This is a genomic window from Noviherbaspirillum sp., from assembly GCF_035627455.1.
Lineage (GTDB): Bacteria > Pseudomonadota > Gammaproteobacteria > Burkholderiales > Burkholderiaceae_D > Noviherbaspirillum.
In genome coordinates this window covers 35,702-53,181 of the sequence record NZ_DASPLS010000045.1, presented here as the reverse complement: position 1 = coordinate 53,181, position 17,480 = coordinate 35,702, and the positions used below count along the sequence as shown (strand labels likewise).

The following is a 17,480-nucleotide window of genomic DNA, read 5'->3' as shown; positions in this document are numbered from 1 at the left end:
CGCCCGATCCGATGTACTTGACATTCTCTTTGCGAAAAAATTCTGTGGCGGTACCGTCAATCTGTAACGGGCGCAAAGAAATTGCACCGATTCACCCGGCCCGCTCACCCTTGTGCGTTTTGCGCGGCTTCGCGGATTGCTTGCAAAGTGGCATTGGGTGTGATCAGATCGGCATCGTAGCGCAGCTCGATCAGCGCGGGCAGGCCGGTTTCGGCGATATGCGACTGCGCGCGCTGCATGGCGGCCGGAAAGGCATCGGTCGCTTCCAGGGCCTCGCCGTACGCGCCATATGCGCGGGCCAGTGCGGCGAAGTCGGGATTGCGCAGTTGTGTACCCGACACCCGCGCCGGGTAGGTCCGCTCCTGGTGCATGCGTATCGTGCCGTACGCGCCGTTGTTGAAGACGATAAACAGTACGCCGGCGCCGTATTGCATCGCCGTCGCCAGCTCCTGGCCATTCATCATGAAGTCGCCGTCGCCCGCAAAGTTGAGCACGGTGCGGTGCGGCGCCGTGATTTTTGCGGCGACCGCCGCCGGCACGCCGTAACCCATCGCGCCGGATGTCGGCGCCAGCTGCGTGCGGAATCCGGCGTAATGCCAGAAGCGATGCGCCCAGGTGGCGAAGTTGCCGGCGCCGTTGGTGACGATGGTGTCGGCAGGGAGAGTCCGCTTCAGTTCCTGCACGACCTTCCACAGGTTGAGTTTCGCCGTGCCGTTCCGGAAGACCGGCGGTTCCGCCTGCCAGTCGGCAAGCTCGGCCCGCGCCTGCGCCACGCTGGCTTTCCACGGCGCCGGGTCCACCGGGCGCATGCCGGCCAAGGCCGCAGCGACGGCGGGCATGCCGCTATTGATCAACAGGTCGGCCTGGTAGACGCGGCCGAGTTCCTCCGCCGATGCATGTACATGGATCAGCTTCTGGCGCGGACAGGGCGCTTCCAGCAGCGTATAGCCGCCGGTCGTCATCTCGCCCAGGCGCGGGCCGATCGCCAGCACCAGGTCGGCCTCGCGGATGCGCTGCGCGAGTTTCGGATTGATGCCAATGCCGACGTCGCCGATGTAGTGCGGATGGCGGTTGTCGAACAGGTCCTGGAAGCGGAAGGCGCAGGCGACCGGAAGGCTGCTGGCTTCCGCAAAACGCCGGATGTCGTCGCACGCCGCGGCATCCCAGCCGGCGCCGCCAAGGATCGCCACCGGCCGCCGGCTGGCGGCGAGCATCGCGCGCAGCTGCTCGATCTGCGCCGCCGACGGCGCTGCCTGCACCGGCTGGTAGCGGCGCGCCTCGGCCACGTCCGCCTGCGCGCTCAGCATGTCTTCCGGCAGCGCCAGCACCACCGGACCCGGCCGGCCGCTGGTGGCGACCTGGAACGCGCGAGCGACGTATTCCGGTATGCGGTCGGCACGGTCGATCTGCGCGACCCACTTGGCCATGGTGCCGAACATGCGGCGGTAGTCGATTTCCTGGAAGGCTTCGCGCTCGACGAAGTCGCTGCCCACCTGGCCGATGAACAGGATCATCGGCGTCGAATCCTGGTGTGCGGTGTGCACGCCGATCGACGCATTGGTCGCGCCCGGGCCGCGGGTGACGAAGCAGATGCCCGGCCGGCCGGTGAGCTTGCCGTAGGCTTCCGCCATGAAGGCTGCGCCGCCTTCCTGGCGGTTGACGATGAAACGGATCGGCGCGTCATGCAGCGCATCGAGCACCGCGAGGTAGCTTTCGCCGGGAACGCCGAATGCGATGTCGGCGCCTTGCGTCTTGAGGGAATCAACCAGGATCTGTCCGCCGTTGCGTCGTGTCATGGGATGGAAAACATTGAAAAGACAATAAGACGGATGATACCAGCGCCGGCGTCGGCTACAATGGCGGCTGAAGCAGGCCAGACAGCCGCTGGCCGTCGCAAGACGGCGGGAGGAAGGTCCGGACTCCACAGAGCAGGGTGACGGCTAACGGCCGTACGCTGAAAGCCTGTCCGGCGCAAGCCGGAGGGTATAAGGCGAGGAACAGGGCCACAGAGACGAGTCTTTGGGACCGGGGAGGGCGAAAGCCGCTCCCTGCGTCACAAAGGGTGAAACGCGGTAACCTCCACCCGGAGCAATTCCAAATAGGCACGCATTGAGGCTGCTCGCGGAGCGTGCGGGTAGGAAGCTTGAGCCGTGGAGCAATTCACGGCCTAGAGGAATGGCTGTCATAGCGGGCGGGATCGCTCCCGTCCGCCGTAACAGAATCCGGCCTATCGGCCTGCTTCAATTTCTTCTTCAGCAGCGGGCGGCGTCGCCCGGGGCTGTCTTACAGCGTGATCTGGTCCGCGCCGGCGGTCACGGACGTGACGCCGATCAGCACGATGCCGGATGTGGCGGCAGAGCCGCCGGCGTCGCTGTCGAACAGCACCAGCGTGTCGGTGCCGGCCGTCGTGTTGACCGTAAAGATGCCGGTGCCGCTGGCCCAGGTTCCGCGGATCGTCATGTATTCGCCGTCCACCACCGTGGCTGCCGCCGTGGCCTGGTTCGCCAGCGTCTGCGCGCCGCTGAAACTGAAGACGTCGCCCGTGCTCATGCCAACCGTCGCCAGGCTGATTGTTGCGGTGGCCGCAATGGCAAAGGTGTCGCCATTGTTCAGCGCTCCGCTTGTATCGGCGTCGACATAGCCGACCGCGCTGTCTCCCGCGCTATCGGCGACCTGCGCGGTCACCGTAGCGCCGGACGACAGGCCGCTCGCGCCGCGCACGTTTGCAAAGGTATCGGTGACCGTGGTGTAGGTCAGGCTTCCGGTCGTGTTCGCCGTATCGATCGTCGTCAGTTCCGAAACCGTGGCGGCGCCCGAAACCGTCACGTTGACGCCAGCCTTGACGTAACCGCCGGTATTGGCGGCCAGGTTCGATCCGGTATCGGTGATGCTGCTGCAGGTCACGGTGCCGCTCGTGTTCGTCGTGTCGATCGTCGTCAGGTCCGCAATGGAGGCGGCGCCGGTGACGGTGACGTTCACTCCGGCCTTCACGTAGCCGCCGGTGTTGGTAATCAGGTTGGAGGTGGTGTCGGCCACGCCGGCGGAATAGCTGAGCGTGCCCGAGGTGTTGGCGGCATCGATCGTGGTCAGCTCGGTGATGCTCGCCGCGGTGGTGACCGTGACATTGATGCCCGCTTTGACGTAGCCGCCGGTATTGGTGTACAGGTTCGCTGCGGTATCGCTGACCGCGGTGTAAGTCAGCGTGTTGCTGGTCACCGCGTCGACGGCGGTAAGCTGTGCGATCGTCGCCGCGTCGGTGAACGTGACATCGTGGTTGTTGACGTAGCCGGCGCCGGAGACATCCGCAAAAAGGTTGGCGGACGTGTCCGTCACACCGAACACATAAGTAAGCGTGCCGCCAGTGGCTGCGTCCACCGCGGCGAGCTGCGCAATGGTGGCGGCATCGGTGAACACCACGTTGTGTCCGGTCACGTACTTGCCGGCGCCGCTGTTCTGGATGGCGTCGGCGCGCAGGTTGGCGGCAGTATCGGTGACCGCCGATGCATAGGTCAGGGTGCCGGTGGTGTTGGCAGTGTCGATTGCCGTCAGCTGCGCGATGGTGGGCGCGTCGGTGACCGTCACATTGGTCAGCGCCCTTACATAGCCGCCGGCATTGGTGTACAGGTTCGCTGCGGTATCGGCGACACCGGAGGCGTAGGTCACGGTGCCGCTGCCGTTCGCGGTGTCGATGGCGGCAAGCTCCGCGATCGATGCGGTATTGCTGACAGTGACGTTGATGCCGGCTTTCACGTACCCGCCGGTGTTCGCGGTCAGGTTCGATACCGTATCGGTGACGGAATAGGACAGCGTGCCTGTCGTGTAGCCGTCAATTGTGGTCAGCTGGGCGATCGAGGCGGCGCCGGTGACGGTCACATTGACCGCGCCGCTGATGTAGCCGCCCGCGTTCGTCACCAGGTTTGTCGCCGTGTCCGAGATCGCCGTGTAGGCCAGCGTGCCGTTCGTTGCGGCGTCGACCGCGGCAAGCTGGGCAATGGTCGGCGCATCGGTGAAACTGACGTTGTGCGCGGTGACATAGGTGCCGGCCCCGGCGTTGGTGGACGCATCGGTGTAAAGGTTGGCCGAGGTATCCGATACGCCAAGGGCATAAGTCAGCGTACCGGTCGTCGCCGCATCCACCGCAGCCAGTTGCGCAATGCTCGGCGCATCGGTGAACGTGACATTATGTCCGGTGACGAATCTGCCGGCGCCGCTGTTGAGAAGGGCGTCGGCCCTGAGGTTGGCGGCGGTATCGGTGACCGCCGATGCATAGGTCAGGGTGCCGGTGGTGTTGGCGTTGTCGATCGCGGTCAGTTGCGCAATCGTCGGCGCGTCGGTGACCGTCACGTTGGTCAGCGCCTTGACATAGCCGCCGGAATTCGTTGCAAGATTGGCTGCAGTATCGCTGACGCCGCCGGCATAGGTCACGGTGCCGTTGCCGTTCGCCGCATCGATGGCGGCCAACTGCGAAATTGCTGCGGATCCGGTGACGGTAACGTTGATCCCGCCCTTCACATAGCCGCCGGTGTTCGTGGCCAGGGTGGCAGCGGCGTCGCTGATCGCCGTATAGGTCAGCGTGCCCGTCGTTGCCGCGTCGACTGCGGTCAGTTGCGCAATCGTCGGGGCCGACGTGAATACCACGTTGCGTCCGGTCGAATAGGTGCCGGCGCCGCTGTTGGTCGCCGCATCGGCGGCAAGATTGGCAGCGGTGTCGCTCAACGTGTACAGGACCGCCGGGTCTGCCGCCACGGCGGCAGTCGCCTGTGCCACCGTGTAGGTGGGCAGCGCGGATGTCGTAAAGTTCAGGGTCGTCGCATTGCTGATGCCCGCATACGCATTGCCGGCGACATCAGTGATCACGCCGCTTGCCATCTGGATGTTGTATCCGGTGCTCGCCAGCAGCGGCAGGGTTGGCTTGATGGTGACGGTTTTTCCTGAGACCGTGACTTGCGTGGAATCCGTCACGGCGATCGTGCGGGTGTCGCCCGCACCGTTGGTGATGACGATGTTGCCCGAACCCGCGGCGACGTTCTCGCTGAAGGTCAGCACGATGTTCCCGGCAAGCCCGGCGTTTGCCGAGTTGTCCGCCGGTGTGCTGCTCGCCAGGGTCGGCGCGGCCGAATCGAGCGTGACCGCGAGTGCGGCGCCTGCCGCACCCGCGTTGCCGGCGGCATCGGTGATTCTTGCAGTCAGCGACTTGCTGCCGTCCGTTCCCCAGGTGACGTTGCTGCCGATGGTCAGGGTGGCCGAACCGGCGGCAATGTCGGCAGCGGTCAGCACGCGCGTGACCGGAGTCGAGAATGACGCGCCGCCCAGCAGGAGCTGCACCGTGTCGCCGGCAGCGGCGCCGGTGCCGGCAAGGCTGACCAGCACCGAGATGCCGGCCGCCTTCTGCGCCGCATTAATGCCGTTGGTGGCGATCGATGCGGGAGAGGTAGTGGGTGCTCCCGGCGCGCCGGGAGCGGTGGAATCCATGATGAAGGTCAGGTGCCCGCCCGCGCCGCTGATATGACCGGTCGGCACGTTGGCAAGCTTCACGCTCAGCACCTTGGTGCCGTCCGCGCCCCAGTTTGCCGTCGTCGGCAGCTTGACCGTCACCTTGCCGGCCTTGATGTCGGTCGCGGTCAGGATATAGGTGATCGAGGTGGGGAACAGCGCATCGTTGAGCAGGAACAGTACCGTGTTGCCCGCCACCGCATTCGTGCCGGCGAGGTCGATGACGGCCGACAGGCCCGCGCTCTTGGCGGCGTTGTTGACATAGCCGCCGGTTGCGCCGGTCAGGGAAATGGGATTCAGGGGGCCGTCCAGGCCGCCGGTGTTGATGGCGTTGATCAGCTTGTTGGCGGTCTGGACCGAGGCCGGGTCGTCGGTGACCGTCGCCATCGCGGACTTCAGCGTATTGACGTTGTAGGAAGCCTTCTGGTCGAGCTGCACGTTTACCGCGTATTGCGCCGCCGCGAACCGGTTCGCAATGAATGCCTTGCCAGGCGTCCCATCCGGGACGCCCAGCCCGGCGTTGATCATGTCCATCACCAGCTGCGCGCGCTGCGCGCCAAGCTCGAGCCGGCCCGTCCAGTAGGCCAGGCCATCCTTGTCGGGCAGCTTGTTAAAGATGTTGATATAGATTTGCGTCAGGAACGCGTCATCCGGCAGCACGTCCGGATAGATTGCCTTGACCACGTCCAGGCTGAACACCGTCGACACGATGGATGAAAAGGGCTTTCCTGCCGCGAGCTGGGTCGACCAGTAATCGAGTCCGTTCTTTTCGGGGGCGCGATTGAAACTCGCCAGATAAAGCTTGATCAGGGAAAGTTGGGTGTTGGTCAAGGCCATACAGCTACCTGTCTGCAAAAAAAGGTGTTGCTACCACGGTGCGGGATGCGAGGGATTGCGATTATTGAAATACGGATGCGCAGGCGCTCCGGATACATCGACCCATCCAAAGTTATCGGCACCGGAGCGCCTAAAGTTAAGGTTGCGCCGGCACCACAGTTGTCTCGTTCCGCGCCGTTACAAAAACCGCATCTTGTCGATTTTGCACCCGTGGCGTTTTCGCCGATCCACAGAGAAGCCCGTGGAAACGCCGCGAATTCCCGGTTTCACGCTGGCGAACCGGGCGCGGGCGCCGTGCCCGGTTCCCCGGACCTTTGCAACTTGAGCAAGCTCAACGCGACGCGGGGTGATTGCGGTAAAGTTCGTCCATCACATCAGCAGAGCCTGTTGGCCGTGGGATGGATAACAGGGAATAGTGGAGGATCGCGATGTCGGTTGTCCTCCTAAACAGCGGCCGCTGAGCAGTACCAGACAGGTGCAGCCGCCATTGCCATCCCGCTTCCTAAACTTCCTCCCACGACCAGCAGGCTTTCCTCCGCGAGCCATCCTTATTCCAATAACATGCGCAACTGGCTGGCTGTATTTATCCTTGCGGTTGCGATGACGTCGCGATTGCATGCGGCGCCCGTCTCCCTGCAGAATTTCAATGTCGACATTGCACAGACCTCCGTCTCGGGCCTGTCTTCCGGCGGCTTCATGGCGGTACAGTTCAGCGTCGCTTATTCGAGCATCATCCGCGGCGCGGGCATCGTCGCCGGCGGGCCGTATTACTGCGCCCAGGGCGACACGGAAACCGCGACCCGGCGCTGCAGCTGCTCCGGTTTCAACCTGACGTCGAGCTGCGAAGTCGCGCCCGGCAGCACCAATGTCGACAAGCTGGTCGAGATCACCGGGCGGCGCGCGCAGGGCGGCGCGATCGACGCCACCGCCTACCTCGCGAACCAGCGCATCTGGCTGTTCTCCGGCCAGCAGGACAGCATCGTGCCGCCGCCCGTGATGCAGGATCTGTACAACTACTACCGCAACTATGTCGGCGAAGCGGCGATCCGCTTCAGGAAGGACATCAATGCCGAGCATGCCTTTCCGACGGAATCCTACGGCAATCCCTGCACCGCCTTGGGCAAGCCCTACATCAACAACTGCGGATTCGACGCGGCCGGCGAACTGCTGAAATGGATCTACGGGGACAACCTGCGCACGAGGAACACGAACGGCCTTGGTGGACGCCTTGTCGAATTCGATCAGACCGAGTTTTTCCCGGATCGCAGACCGCGCCGCCACGGCATGGCCGATATCGGTTACGCCTACATCCCGGCCAGTTGCGACAAGAGCATGAACCAGCCGTGCCGGGTGCATGTCGCCTTCCATGGCTGCCGGCAGAACGCCGACAGCATCGACGACGTCTTCATCCGCAATGCGGGTTACAACCCCTGGGCCGACACCAACAACATCATCGTGCTCTACCCGCAGACGGCGTCGACCTTCGGCCGCAATCCGAACGCCTGCTGGAACTGGTTCGACTTCAATCGCGACGATCCCGATTACGCGAACAAGAACGGACGCCAGATGGCGGCAATCAAGGCAATGATCGACCGCGTCGCCGGACTCACCACGCCGCCCGACCCCGCCCCGCGCTGCTTCACCGCTTCCAACGCGGAGCATGTATTCGCCGGCCGTGCGCATGACTGGTTCTTTCTTGCGCTGGCCAACGGGTCGAACAAATTCATGGGACTGAACAACTTCTTCACCCTGACCACGCTGAAGCAGACCGGGCCGAACTACTATGTCGTCGGCAATTGCCTGTGAGCGGGAGGCCGAGGTTCGGCTCGCCGGGCCGGCCGTGATGGTGTTGCCGGCGGAAGGTGGTACGACCGCCTGGGGGAACGCGGCCGGAGTGGAGGGATGCATGCACCCCGTGCCGGTCATGGGCTCGCCGTGCAGCGAGACCGGCCGCCGTCTTCCGGGGGCTTTGGGGAACGGAGGGTATCTCCGCCGGACGGGAGCCCGGCGGAGACCGACCCGGTTTAGAAGGTCGTCGACAGCGTCAGGCGCGCGTTGCGCGGCGCGCCCGGGCTGATGTTGTTGTCGCCGTTGGCGGTCGGATAGTACTTCTTGTCGAACAGGTTTTCGACATTGAGCGCCAGGCGTGTCTTGCCGTCGGCGAAGTCATAGTAGACGGCGCCGTCGGTGCGGGTGAAGGCCGGCAGCTTTACGTTGTTGGTGAAGGAGGTGTAGGACTCTCCCTGGTAGACCACGCCCAGGCCCGCGCCCCAGCCTCCGCCCAGCGTCACCTTGTTCCACAGCGACAGCGAGTGCTCCGGCACGAGGCCGATCCTTGCACCTGCCGGCCCGTTCGAGGTCGCCTTCGTGATGCGCCCGTCCAGGTAAGCGTAACCGGCGAATACCTGCCAGTTGCGCGTCACGTCGCCCTGCAGGCCGAGTTCCAGCCCTTCGGTGCGCTGCTGTCCGGTCTTTACGAAAAAGCCGGCGCGCAGCGGGTCGGCCACGCGCACATCGTCGCGGTCGAGGCGGAACAGGGCTGCCGACAGGGTCAGCGCGCGGCTCAGGTCCCAGCGTGCGCCGATTTCGTAATTGCGTGCCTTTTCCGGCGCAAGGTCCGCGGTGTTCGCCGCCAGGCTCAGTTGTTCGCCGGACGGCAGCACGGCGAAGCTGTAGCTGGCGTAGTACGTGGACCAGTCGTTCGGCGTCCAGATCAGGCCGAGGCGCGGGCTGAAGGCATTGTCGGTGCGCGACAGGTCGACCGGCGCCGTCGTGGTGCGCAAGTCGTCGAAGTTGACCTTGAAATGATCGTAACGCAAGCCGGCCAGAAGCTTCCACTGCTTCGACAGGGCAAGCTGGTCCTGCACGTAGACGCCGGCGATGTCGGCCTTGACGCGGTTGTTCGCGTCGGTGCCGGCGCTCTGGAAACGCGTGGCCGCGGCAAACGGATTGGCCGCGGACACCGTCGTGGTGGTCGCATTGCCGAAGAAGCCGGTCATGCGCACGCCGGTGCTGTCCTGGTGGCCGAGTTCCACGCCGGCCAGCAAGGTGTGCTCGAAGCCGCCGATCACGGTCTTCATCGTCACATCGGTCTGGTTGAAGATGTTGGTGCGCTTGGTGCCGTGGTTGTAGGCAGCCAGCGTCAGGTTGCCGGCCGCATTGACCGGGCTGGATGCAAACACGTTCTGGTAGAACTTGTCGTAACGGGTGGCGCGGAAGTTGTTCTTCATCTGCACGCCGCCGCCCAGGTCGTGCTCCAGCACGGCGGAGAAGCCATCCACCGTGGAGTCCGACAGGCTCTGGTCGGCATTGCCGAAAAAGGTCGAGGGATCCGCATTGAACGGCCTGCCGCTGATCGACGGGAAGCCGCGGTCCGCGGTGCGCTCGTCGCGCAGGTGTTCGTAGCCGAGCGTCAGCACGGTGCCGGCGCCGGGGACCAGGGTCACGGTCGGATTGATCGCCCAGCGCTTCAGTTCGACGCCGTCGCGGAAACTGTCGGCGTTCTCGGCCATCGCATTCAGCCGCCATGCCGCCGCGTCGTTGATCTTGTTGCCGACGTCGACCGCGCCGCGCACCTGGCTGTGGCTGCCGGCGGTCACCTGCGCCGAGCCGACATGCCCGAACACCGGGCGCTTGGTCACCCGGTTGATCACGCCGCCGGCGCCGCCGCGGCCGAACACCATGCCGGCCGGGCCCTTCAGCACTTCCACGCGCTCCAGGTTGTAGAGGTCACGGAAAGTCTGCGCATCATCGCGGATGCCGTCGACAAAGAAGTCGGCAGTTGTCGCATTCCCGCGCAGGACCACCTGGTCGCGGTTGCCTTCGCCCTGGTGGGCCGTGGCGCCGGGGACATAGCGGATCACGTCGGCGATGCTTCCCATCGCCTGGTCGCGCATGACTTCGCCGGGTACCACGGTCAGGGATGCCGGCACTTCCTTCAGCGGCGTGTCGGTGCGGGTAAAGGTGGCGGAGCGCTCCGCACGATAGCCGTTGACCGGCCCGTCCGCACGTTCGGCAGCCGCGCGCACCGTTACGGACGGCAAGGTGGTGTCTTCGGCGGCGCCGGCGATGCCGGGAAGGGCGAATTGCGCGACCGCGGCCAGCGTGAGCGCGACCGAGGGACGAAGACGGAAAACGGAAGCCGTGCGCGCGCGAGCGGCGTGCCGTGCAGGCAGCTTGTTCATACGAACTCTCCAGAGAAGGAAAATGGCTGGCTGGCGGACGAACCGGTGGCTGGCGGGGTGAATGGGAAGCTATGTGTAAATGAGAAGCATTATCATTCACTATGTTATTGCAAGTCAATGACCGCTGTGAAGAGGTGGCGCCACTCCTGCTATTGCCACGCCTCCCTGTTGTCTAGCGGTCACTCTCAACGCTTGATAACCGGCTGGAATTTTCCGTATGGAACTTGCGACCGCTTTCGAAGCCCAAGTTTTTACCGGCAACTAGCTGCGAGTTGCCAGATTCACGACGTTTGGCGGCATTTTTCTCATGAATGCCGGCAACATCGAGGCTTTTCTGCGTTTTCGCAAACACATGTATAAAGCTCAGACGTCACCTTCAGTGTCTTTGATAAGTGCTTCATTTTCTTGAAGATTCGTTCAAGACGTTGCTTGAATGAAACGCGCTAAGTCATTGACTTCATTAGAAAAAATCGCATTTTTGTTTCCGAATATTACTTGACCGCAAATAAACCATCCTCTAAAGTGGGCGGCAGTGTGAAAAAGTGTATTTTTGTGGGGCGTTCGTCCAAAACTTACCCGAAAACACTTTTCACTAACGCAATTCAAAACGACAACCACGAGGGTAATCAGGGTGTTTCAAGGCGCGTCAGCGTTGAGTCTCGATGCGAAAGGACGGATGACCATTCCGGCCCGGCATCGCGACGCCTTGTCGCTTCAGTGCGAAGGGCGGATCACGCTCACGCGCCATCCTCATGGTTGCCTGCTGCTCTTTCCGCGCCCGGTCTGGGAAAACCACCGCGAGCAGATCGCCTCGTGGCCGATGTCGGCGCGCGCCTGGCAGCGCATCTTCCTCGGCAATGCCTCGGATGTCGAAATGGACACCGCCGGCCGCATCCTGATCGCGCCGGAGCTGCGTTCGGCCGTCGCCATGACGCGCGACGTCATGTTGCTCGGCATGGGCAGCCATTTCGAGATCTGGGACGCGGAAAAACTTGCGCAGGACGAGGCGCAGGCCGTGGCGAACGGCATGCCCGACGTATTGAGCAATTTTTCGTTCTGACGGCCGGCGATGAGTAGTGATAACCCGGTGCCGGAACTGCAGCACCGCACGGTACTGCTGGAAGAGGCGGTCGATGCGCTGGCGATTGACGGCGCGCGCGTCGACGGCGTCTATGTCGACGGCACCTTCGGCCGCGGCGGCCACAGTCGCCGGATCCTGGAGAAGCTCGGCGCCCGCGGGCGCCTGATCGCGTTCGACAAGGATCCGCAGGCGATCGCGGCCGCGGAAGCGGTTTCGGACACGCGGTTCGAAATCGTGCATGACAGCTTCGCGACGCTGGCGCAGGCCTTGGCGGCGCGCGGCGTGGCGCAGGTGGATGGAATTTTGCTGGACCTGGGAATCTCGTCGCCGCAGGTGGATGAAGCGGCGCGCGGTTTCAGTTTTCGACTGGACGGTCCGCTGGACATGCGCATGGATACGACGCGCGGGATGTCGGCGGCAGAGTGGCTCGCGACCGAGTCAGAACAGACGATAGGAAAGGTAATACGCGATTATGGGGAAGAACGGTTTGCTTTTCAGATTGCAAAGGCGATTGTTGCTCGCCGGGCAGTCGAGCCAATTTCAGGCACACGACAGCTTGCCGAGATCGTGGCACACGCCGTCAAAACCCGCGAGAAGGGCAAAGACCCGGCCACTCGCACATTTCAGGCTATCCGGATTCACATCAATCAAGAGCTTGAGGAACTTGAAGTAGCACTGGACGCCGCATTCGAAAAACTGGCCCCGCACGGGAGACTGGCTGTGATCAGCTTTCATTCACTGGAAGATCGCATCGTCAAGCGCTTCATGGCTGCCAAAGCCAACGCGCCGCAGCCCGACCGCCGTCTGCCGATCCGCGCGGCCGACCTGCCGCGTCCCGCGCTGAAGCTCATCGCCAAGATCAAACCCTCCGACGCCGAAGTCGCCGCCAACCCCCGCGCGCGTTCGGCGATCCTGCGCGTGGCCGCACGCCTCCCCCAGGGAGGTGCGCAATGAGCGGCAAGATCAGCGCCCTTCTTGCCGCCGCGCTCGTTACATGCGCGCTGCTGGTGGTTAACTCCCAATACCAGGCGCGGCGCCTGTTCATCGAACTCGAGCGCGCGCAGGCCGCGGCCAAGCAGCTTGAAATCGAATGGGCGCAGCTGCAGCTTGACCAGTCGACCCTGGCAAAGCATGCTCGGATCGAGGCAAACGCGCGTCGCGACCTGGGCATGGTGCCGGTCACGCCGGACCGCACGCAGTACCTGAGCCTGGGAGGCCAGTAATGCGCCCGGCCTCACGCACGGCGGCGGGAAAAGGCGTCCAGTTCAGCGCCAGCCCGGTGCTCGCGCTCAAGCTGCCCGTCTGGCGTTCGCGCGCGGTGCTGTTCGCGCTGTTTGCCGGTTTTGCCACGCTTGCCGGCCGCGCGCTCTGGCTGCAAGGCATTTCAACGGAGTTCCTCCAGAAGCAAGGCGCGTCGCGCTACGCGCGCACCGTAGAACTGCCCGCCACTCGCGGCAAGATCACCGATCGAAACGGCCAGGTGCTGGCATCGTCGATGCCGGTCAAGGCGGTGTGGGCGATCCCGGAAGATGTGCTTGAGGCGCCGGCAGAAAAGATCCGGGAGCTCGCGGCGCTGCTCGACATGAGCGAGAAGGAATTACGCAAGAAGCTCGACTCGGACCGCACCTTCGTCTACCTGAAGCGTCAGGTTGAGCAGGACGTGACGGACAAGGTCGCCGCTTTGAACGTGCCCGGCATCGGCATGCGGCGCGAGTACAAGCGCTACTACCCGGACGGCGAAGTGATGGCGCACGTGGTCGGCTTCACCAACGTCGAAGACATCGGCCAGGAAGGCATGGAACTGGCGTTCCAGAAAAACCTCGCCGGCGTCAACGGCAGCCGCCGCGTGATCAAGGACCGCCTCGGGCGCATCGTCGAGGATATCGAGTCGGTGCGCCTGCCGCACGACGGCAAGGACCTGGCGCTGTCGATCGACCGCAAGCTGCAGTACATCGCCTATTCCAATCTGAAAGAAGCCCTCGAGAAGCACAAGGCCAAGGCGGCCGCGATGGTCATCCTCGACGTGAAGACCGGCGAGGTGCTGGCGCTGGTGAACCTGCCGACCTACAATCCGAACGACCGCTCCAAGCTGACCGGCGCGCAGTTGCGCAACCGGGTCATGACGGATACCTTCGAACCGGGGTCGACGCTGAAGCCCTTTCCGATCGCGCTGGCGCTGGAAAACCGTCTGGTCACGCCGAATACCAATATCCAGACGGCGCCGGGACGTCTCACCATCGGCAAGGCAACCATCGGCGACGCGCATCCGCACGGCATGCTGACGGTGCAGGGCGTGCTGCAAAAGTCTTCCAACGTGGGCACCGCCAAGCTGGCGCTGCAACTGCAGCCGCAACAGATGTGGGAAATGTTCACCACCGTCGGCTTCGGGCAGCAGCCGAAGCTGGGGTTCCCGGGCGCCGTCGCCGGCCGCGTCCGTCCCTACAAATCCTGGAAGCCGATCGAACAGGCGACCATGAGCTACGGCCACGGCATCTCGACCTCGCTGATCCAGGTTGCGCAGTCGTACATGATCTTCGCGCGCGACGGCGACATCATCCCGCTGACGCTGCAGAAGGCCGGCGACCAGCCGATCGGCCAGCGCGTGATTTCGGAAAAGACGGCGCGCGACGTGCGCGTGATGCTTGAAATGGCCGCCGGGCCCGAGGGCACCGCGCCGAAAGCCCAGGTCCCCGGCTACCGGGTGGCGGGCAAGACGGGTACCGCGCACAAGCTCGTCGGCGGCCAATACGCGAACAAGTACGTATCCTCCTTCGTCGGTTTTGCGCCGGTCTCGGACCCGCGCATCATCGTCGCCGTCATGGTCGACGAGCCGTCGAACGGATTCCATTACGGCGGCCAGGTCGCCGCGCCGGTGTTCTCCGCGGTGACCGCCAGCGCGCTGCGCGCGCTCAACGTGCCGCCGGATTCGGCGGTGACCGACATCATCATTCCGACCAACCCTGTCGAGGAGAGCATGTGATGCCCGCAACTCCGACAGTAGCTGAAATACTCGCCTGGCTGCAGGCGACGGCGCCCGAGGCGCAGTTGTCGAGCGATTCCAGGAGCGTCTCGTTGGGAGACGTGTTTTTTGCCTATCCGGGCGACGCCGCCGATGGCCGCAACTTCATCGGGGGCGCCATCGAGGCCGGCGCGCGCGCCGTCGTGCATGAGGCGCAAGGCTTTGCCTGGGACGATGCGTGGGCCGTGCCGCACCTGGCGGTGCCGGGCCTGAAGCAAATCGCCGGCCAGATCGGCAGCGCCTACTACGACCAGCCGGACGCGGCGATGTTTACGGTGGCCGTCACCGGCACCAACGGCAAGACCTCCTGCTCGCAATGGCTGGGACGGGCGCTTTCCCGGCTCGGCCAGCCGACTGGGGTGATCGGCACTCTGGGCGTCGCGCTCTATCGCGCCGGCGAGCACGGCGGGTTCAACAGCACCGGCTATACCACCCCGGACGCGATCCAGCTGCAGCGCCGGCTCGCACAGTTGCGCACCGCGGGCGCGCAGGCTCTCGCGATCGAGGCGTCCTCGATCGGGCTCGACCAGGGGCGCCTGAACGGGATGCATTTCAATGTCGCGCTGTTTACCAACTTCACCCGCGACCATCTCGACTATCACGGCAGCATGGAAGCTTACGAGGCGGCCAAGCGCATGCTGTTCGACTGGCCCGGACTGGAGCATGCGGTGATCAACCTGGACGACGAGATGGGGCGCAGGCTGGTCAGCCACCTGCAATCGACCCGGCCGGCACTGCCGATCACCGGCTATACCGTCGCCGGCGCCGCCGCTTCCGGCGTCGATGTGCTCGGCGCAAGCGATATCCGCAGCAGCCACGGCGGCACTACCTTCCGCCTCGACGCGCGCGGCGGCCAGGCCACGGTCAAGACCCGCCTGGTGGGGCAGTTCAACGTCAGCAACGTGCTCGGCGTAATGGGCGTGCTGCTGGCCAGGGGCATCGATTTCAAGGCCGCGCTGGACGCCGTCGAGAGCCTGACGCCCGTGCCCGGGCGCATGCAGCAGCTTGGCGGCCAGGAGGCGCCGCTGGTCGTGATCGATTATGCGCATACCCCGGACGCGCTGGAAAAGACATTGGCAAGCCTGCGCCAGGTCGCGCAGCAGCGCAGCGGGCAGCTGTGGTGCGTATTCGGCTGCGGCGGCGACCGCGACCCGGGCAAGCGCCCGCAGATGGGCCGGGTATCGCAGGCGGCCGACCATATCGTCGTCACCAGCGACAACCCGCGCAGCGAGGAACCGGCCGCGATTCTCGGACAGATCGTCGCCGGCATCGACAGCGCGCGCATGGCCAAGGATGCGCCGCACGTGGTCGAGGACCGCGCGGCGGCGATCCTGTGGGCGGTGCGCCACGCAGCGAAGAACGATGTGGTGCTGCTCGCCGGGAAGGGGCATGAGCCGTATCAGGAGATCAAGGGCAAGAAATTGCCGTTTTTGGATGCAGACCACGCCGCACTCGCGCTTGCTGCAAGGGCAACAATGAAGGGAACGAATTGATGAAATCGTCATTGGCTGCGGTTCAGCCAGGGATTTCGCGTGCCGTGCTGACGGCAGATGCAGCATTCGACGGCGTCTCAACCGACAGCCGTCAGGTATCTATTGGCAATTTGTTCGTCGCATTGCGCGGCGAGCGTTTCGATGCGCACGATTTTTTGAACGAGGTGGCGGCCAAGGGCGTGGCCGCGGTGGTGGTGGAACGCCTTCCCGCCGGGCTCGCGGTGCCGGCGCTGGTGGTGCCCGATACACGCCTGGCGCTGCGCGAGCTCGGCGCGTACTGGCGCCGCCGTTTCGACATCCCGGTGATCGGCGTCACCGGCAGCAACGGCAAGACGACGGTCAAGGAAATGATCGCGTCTATCCTCGGCGCCGCCTTCGGCCCGGACCATATCCTTGCCACCCGTGGCAACCTGAACAACGACATCGGCGTGCCGCTGACGGTATTCCGGCTCGCGAACGCCTGCAAGGCGGCGGTGGTCGAGCTCGGCATGAACCATCCGGGCGAAATCGCCGACATTACGGCGGTCGCGCAGCCGACCGTCGGGCTGGTGAACAATGCACAACGCGAGCACCAGGAATTCATGGAAAGCGTGGAAGCCGTCGCCAGGGAAAACGGCGCGGTGATCCAGGGCCTGCCGGTGGACGGCGTCGCCGTCTTCCCGGCCGATGATACTTACACAAACCTGTGGCGGTCCTATGCCGGCCAGCGCAAGGTGATGACCTTCGGGCTGGCGCCGGACGCCGATGTGACCTGCACATTTCAGGTGAACGATTTCGGCAGCAACCTGTCCATTACTGCCGGTGGGAAACAGTTCCAGGTAGCACTTTCTGCAGCAGGCGTGCACAACGTACGCAATGCGCTGGCAGCCACGGCGTGCACGCTCGCCGTCGGCGTGCCCGAAGAAGCGGTCATCCGCGGCCTCGAGGCATTCGCGCCGGTCAACGGCCGCCTGCAGCGCAAGACGGCAGAAAGTGGCGCCCTGGTGATCGACGATACCTACAACGCGAACCCGGATTCGGTGCGCGCTGCGATCGACGTACTGTCGCATGCGGCCGCGCCGCGCGTGCTGGTGCTGGGCGACATGGGAGAAGTGGGCGAGGAAGGCCCGCAGTTCCACGTCGAGATCGGCAATTATGCGCGCGACAAGGGCATCGAACGCCTGCTCACGCTGGGCCGGCTGGCCCGCCACGCGAGCGAAGCGTTCGGTCAGGGAGCGCAGCATTTCGAGGATATCGCAGCGATCAACCAGGCTGCCGAGGAACTGGTCACCGCCGGCACGACGGCGTTGGTGAAGGGGTCGCGTTTCATGAAGATGGAGCGCGTGGTCCAGCACCTCGTCAATTTACAAGATCAAGGACAGGGATCACACTGA

Annotated in this window: 10 protein-coding genes and 1 other RNA gene; 8 read left to right on the top strand and 3 right to left on the bottom strand. The window is 64.3% G+C overall.

What is annotated here, in order from left to right; genetic code table 11:
• Positions 1-104: 104 nt before the first annotated feature.
• Positions 105-1,796, bottom strand: coding sequence for a thiamine pyrophosphate-binding protein (locus tag VEC01_RS08840; protein ID WP_324900443.1), 1,692 nt, complete (start codon positions 1,794-1,796; stop codon positions 105-107).
• 69 nt (positions 1,797-1,865) lie between these two features.
• Here VEC01_RS08840 and rnpB point away from each other — a divergent pair.
• Positions 1,866-2,246, top strand: an RNA gene (rnpB, locus tag VEC01_RS08835) — RNase P RNA component class A.
• Positions 2,247-2,283: 37 nt separating this feature from the next.
• On the opposite strand, the gene VEC01_RS08830 is transcribed toward rnpB, so the two are convergent.
• Entirely contained in the window at positions 2,284-6,330 is a 4,047-nt protein-coding gene (locus tag VEC01_RS08830) for an Ig-like domain-containing protein (protein ID WP_324900442.1), read from the bottom strand.
• A 600-nt stretch (positions 6,331-6,930) separates the two neighbouring features.
• Here VEC01_RS08830 and VEC01_RS08825 point away from each other — a divergent pair.
• On the top strand, positions 6,931-8,136 hold the full coding sequence (locus VEC01_RS08825; protein WP_324900441.1) for a PHB depolymerase family esterase: 1,206 nt from the start codon (positions 6,931-6,933) through the stop codon (positions 8,134-8,136).
• A 218-nt stretch (positions 8,137-8,354) separates the two neighbouring features.
• Here VEC01_RS08825 and VEC01_RS08820 read toward each other — a convergent pair whose 3' ends face one another.
• Positions 8,355-10,514 (bottom strand): TonB-dependent siderophore receptor, encoded by a 2,160-nt coding sequence (locus VEC01_RS08820; protein ID WP_324900440.1) that lies wholly within the window; start codon positions 10,512-10,514, stop codon positions 8,355-8,357.
• Between the two features lie 631 nt (positions 10,515-11,145).
• On the opposite strand from VEC01_RS08820, the gene mraZ reads away from it, so the two are divergent.
• The 6 genes from mraZ to VEC01_RS08790 are packed head-to-tail and all read left to right on the top strand — an operon-like array spanning position 11,146 to position 17,480.
• A complete protein-coding gene (gene mraZ, locus VEC01_RS08815) occupies positions 11,146-11,574 on the top strand; it encodes a division/cell wall cluster transcriptional repressor MraZ (RefSeq protein WP_324900439.1) in 429 nt (142 codons plus the stop codon).
• A 9-nt stretch (positions 11,575-11,583) separates the two neighbouring features.
• Positions 11,584-12,549 carry a 16S rRNA (cytosine(1402)-N(4))-methyltransferase RsmH gene (gene rsmH, locus VEC01_RS08810; RefSeq protein ID WP_324900438.1) on the top strand — a complete coding sequence of 322 codons (966 nt, stop codon included), beginning with the start codon at positions 11,584-11,586 and terminating at the stop codon, positions 12,547-12,549.
• Positions 12,546-12,818 carry a cell division protein FtsL gene (gene ftsL, locus VEC01_RS08805; protein WP_324900437.1) on the top strand — a complete coding sequence of 91 codons (273 nt, stop codon included), beginning with the start codon at positions 12,546-12,548 and terminating at the stop codon, positions 12,816-12,818. The genes rsmH and ftsL overlap by 4 nt, the downstream gene beginning before the upstream one ends.
• A complete protein-coding gene (locus tag VEC01_RS08800; RefSeq protein WP_324900436.1) occupies positions 12,818-14,575 on the top strand; it encodes a penicillin-binding protein 2 in 1,758 nt (585 codons plus the stop codon). The genes ftsL and VEC01_RS08800 overlap by 1 nt, the downstream gene beginning before the upstream one ends.
• Positions 14,575-16,107: a UDP-N-acetylmuramoyl-L-alanyl-D-glutamate--2,6-diaminopimelate ligase gene (locus VEC01_RS08795; protein ID WP_324900435.1), complete on the top strand. Its 1,533-nt coding sequence runs from the start codon at positions 14,575-14,577 to the stop codon at positions 16,105-16,107. Before VEC01_RS08800 ends, VEC01_RS08795 begins: the two co-directional genes overlap by 1 nt.
• Positions 16,107-17,480, top strand: a complete 1,374-nt coding sequence (locus VEC01_RS08790; protein WP_324900434.1) for a UDP-N-acetylmuramoyl-tripeptide--D-alanyl-D-alanine ligase — start codon at positions 16,107-16,109, stop codon at positions 17,478-17,480. Before VEC01_RS08795 ends, VEC01_RS08790 begins: the two co-directional genes overlap by 1 nt.

Coding starts and splice junctions, on each gene's coding strand:
- VEC01_RS08840 (WP_324900443.1), bottom strand. CDS start 1,796: ATGACACGACGCAACGGCGGACAGATCCTGGTTGATTCCCTCAAGACG.
- VEC01_RS08830 (WP_324900442.1), bottom strand. CDS start 6,330: ATGGCCTTGACCAACACCCAACTTTCCCTGATCAAGCTTTATCTGGCG.
- VEC01_RS08825 (WP_324900441.1), top strand. CDS start 6,931: ATGACGTCGCGATTGCATGCGGCGCCCGTCTCCCTGCAGAATTTCAAT.
- VEC01_RS08820 (WP_324900440.1), bottom strand. CDS start 10,514: ATGAACAAGCTGCCTGCACGGCACGCCGCTCGCGCGCGCACGGCTTCC.
- rsmH (WP_324900438.1), top strand. CDS start 11,584: ATGAGTAGTGATAACCCGGTGCCGGAACTGCAGCACCGCACGGTACTG.
- ftsL (WP_324900437.1), top strand. CDS start 12,546: ATGAGCGGCAAGATCAGCGCCCTTCTTGCCGCCGCGCTCGTTACATGC.
- VEC01_RS08800 (WP_324900436.1), top strand. CDS start 12,818: ATGCGCCCGGCCTCACGCACGGCGGCGGGAAAAGGCGTCCAGTTCAGC.
- VEC01_RS08795 (WP_324900435.1), top strand. CDS start 14,575: ATGCCCGCAACTCCGACAGTAGCTGAAATACTCGCCTGGCTGCAGGCG.
- VEC01_RS08790 (WP_324900434.1), top strand. CDS start 16,107: ATGAAATCGTCATTGGCTGCGGTTCAGCCAGGGATTTCGCGTGCCGTG.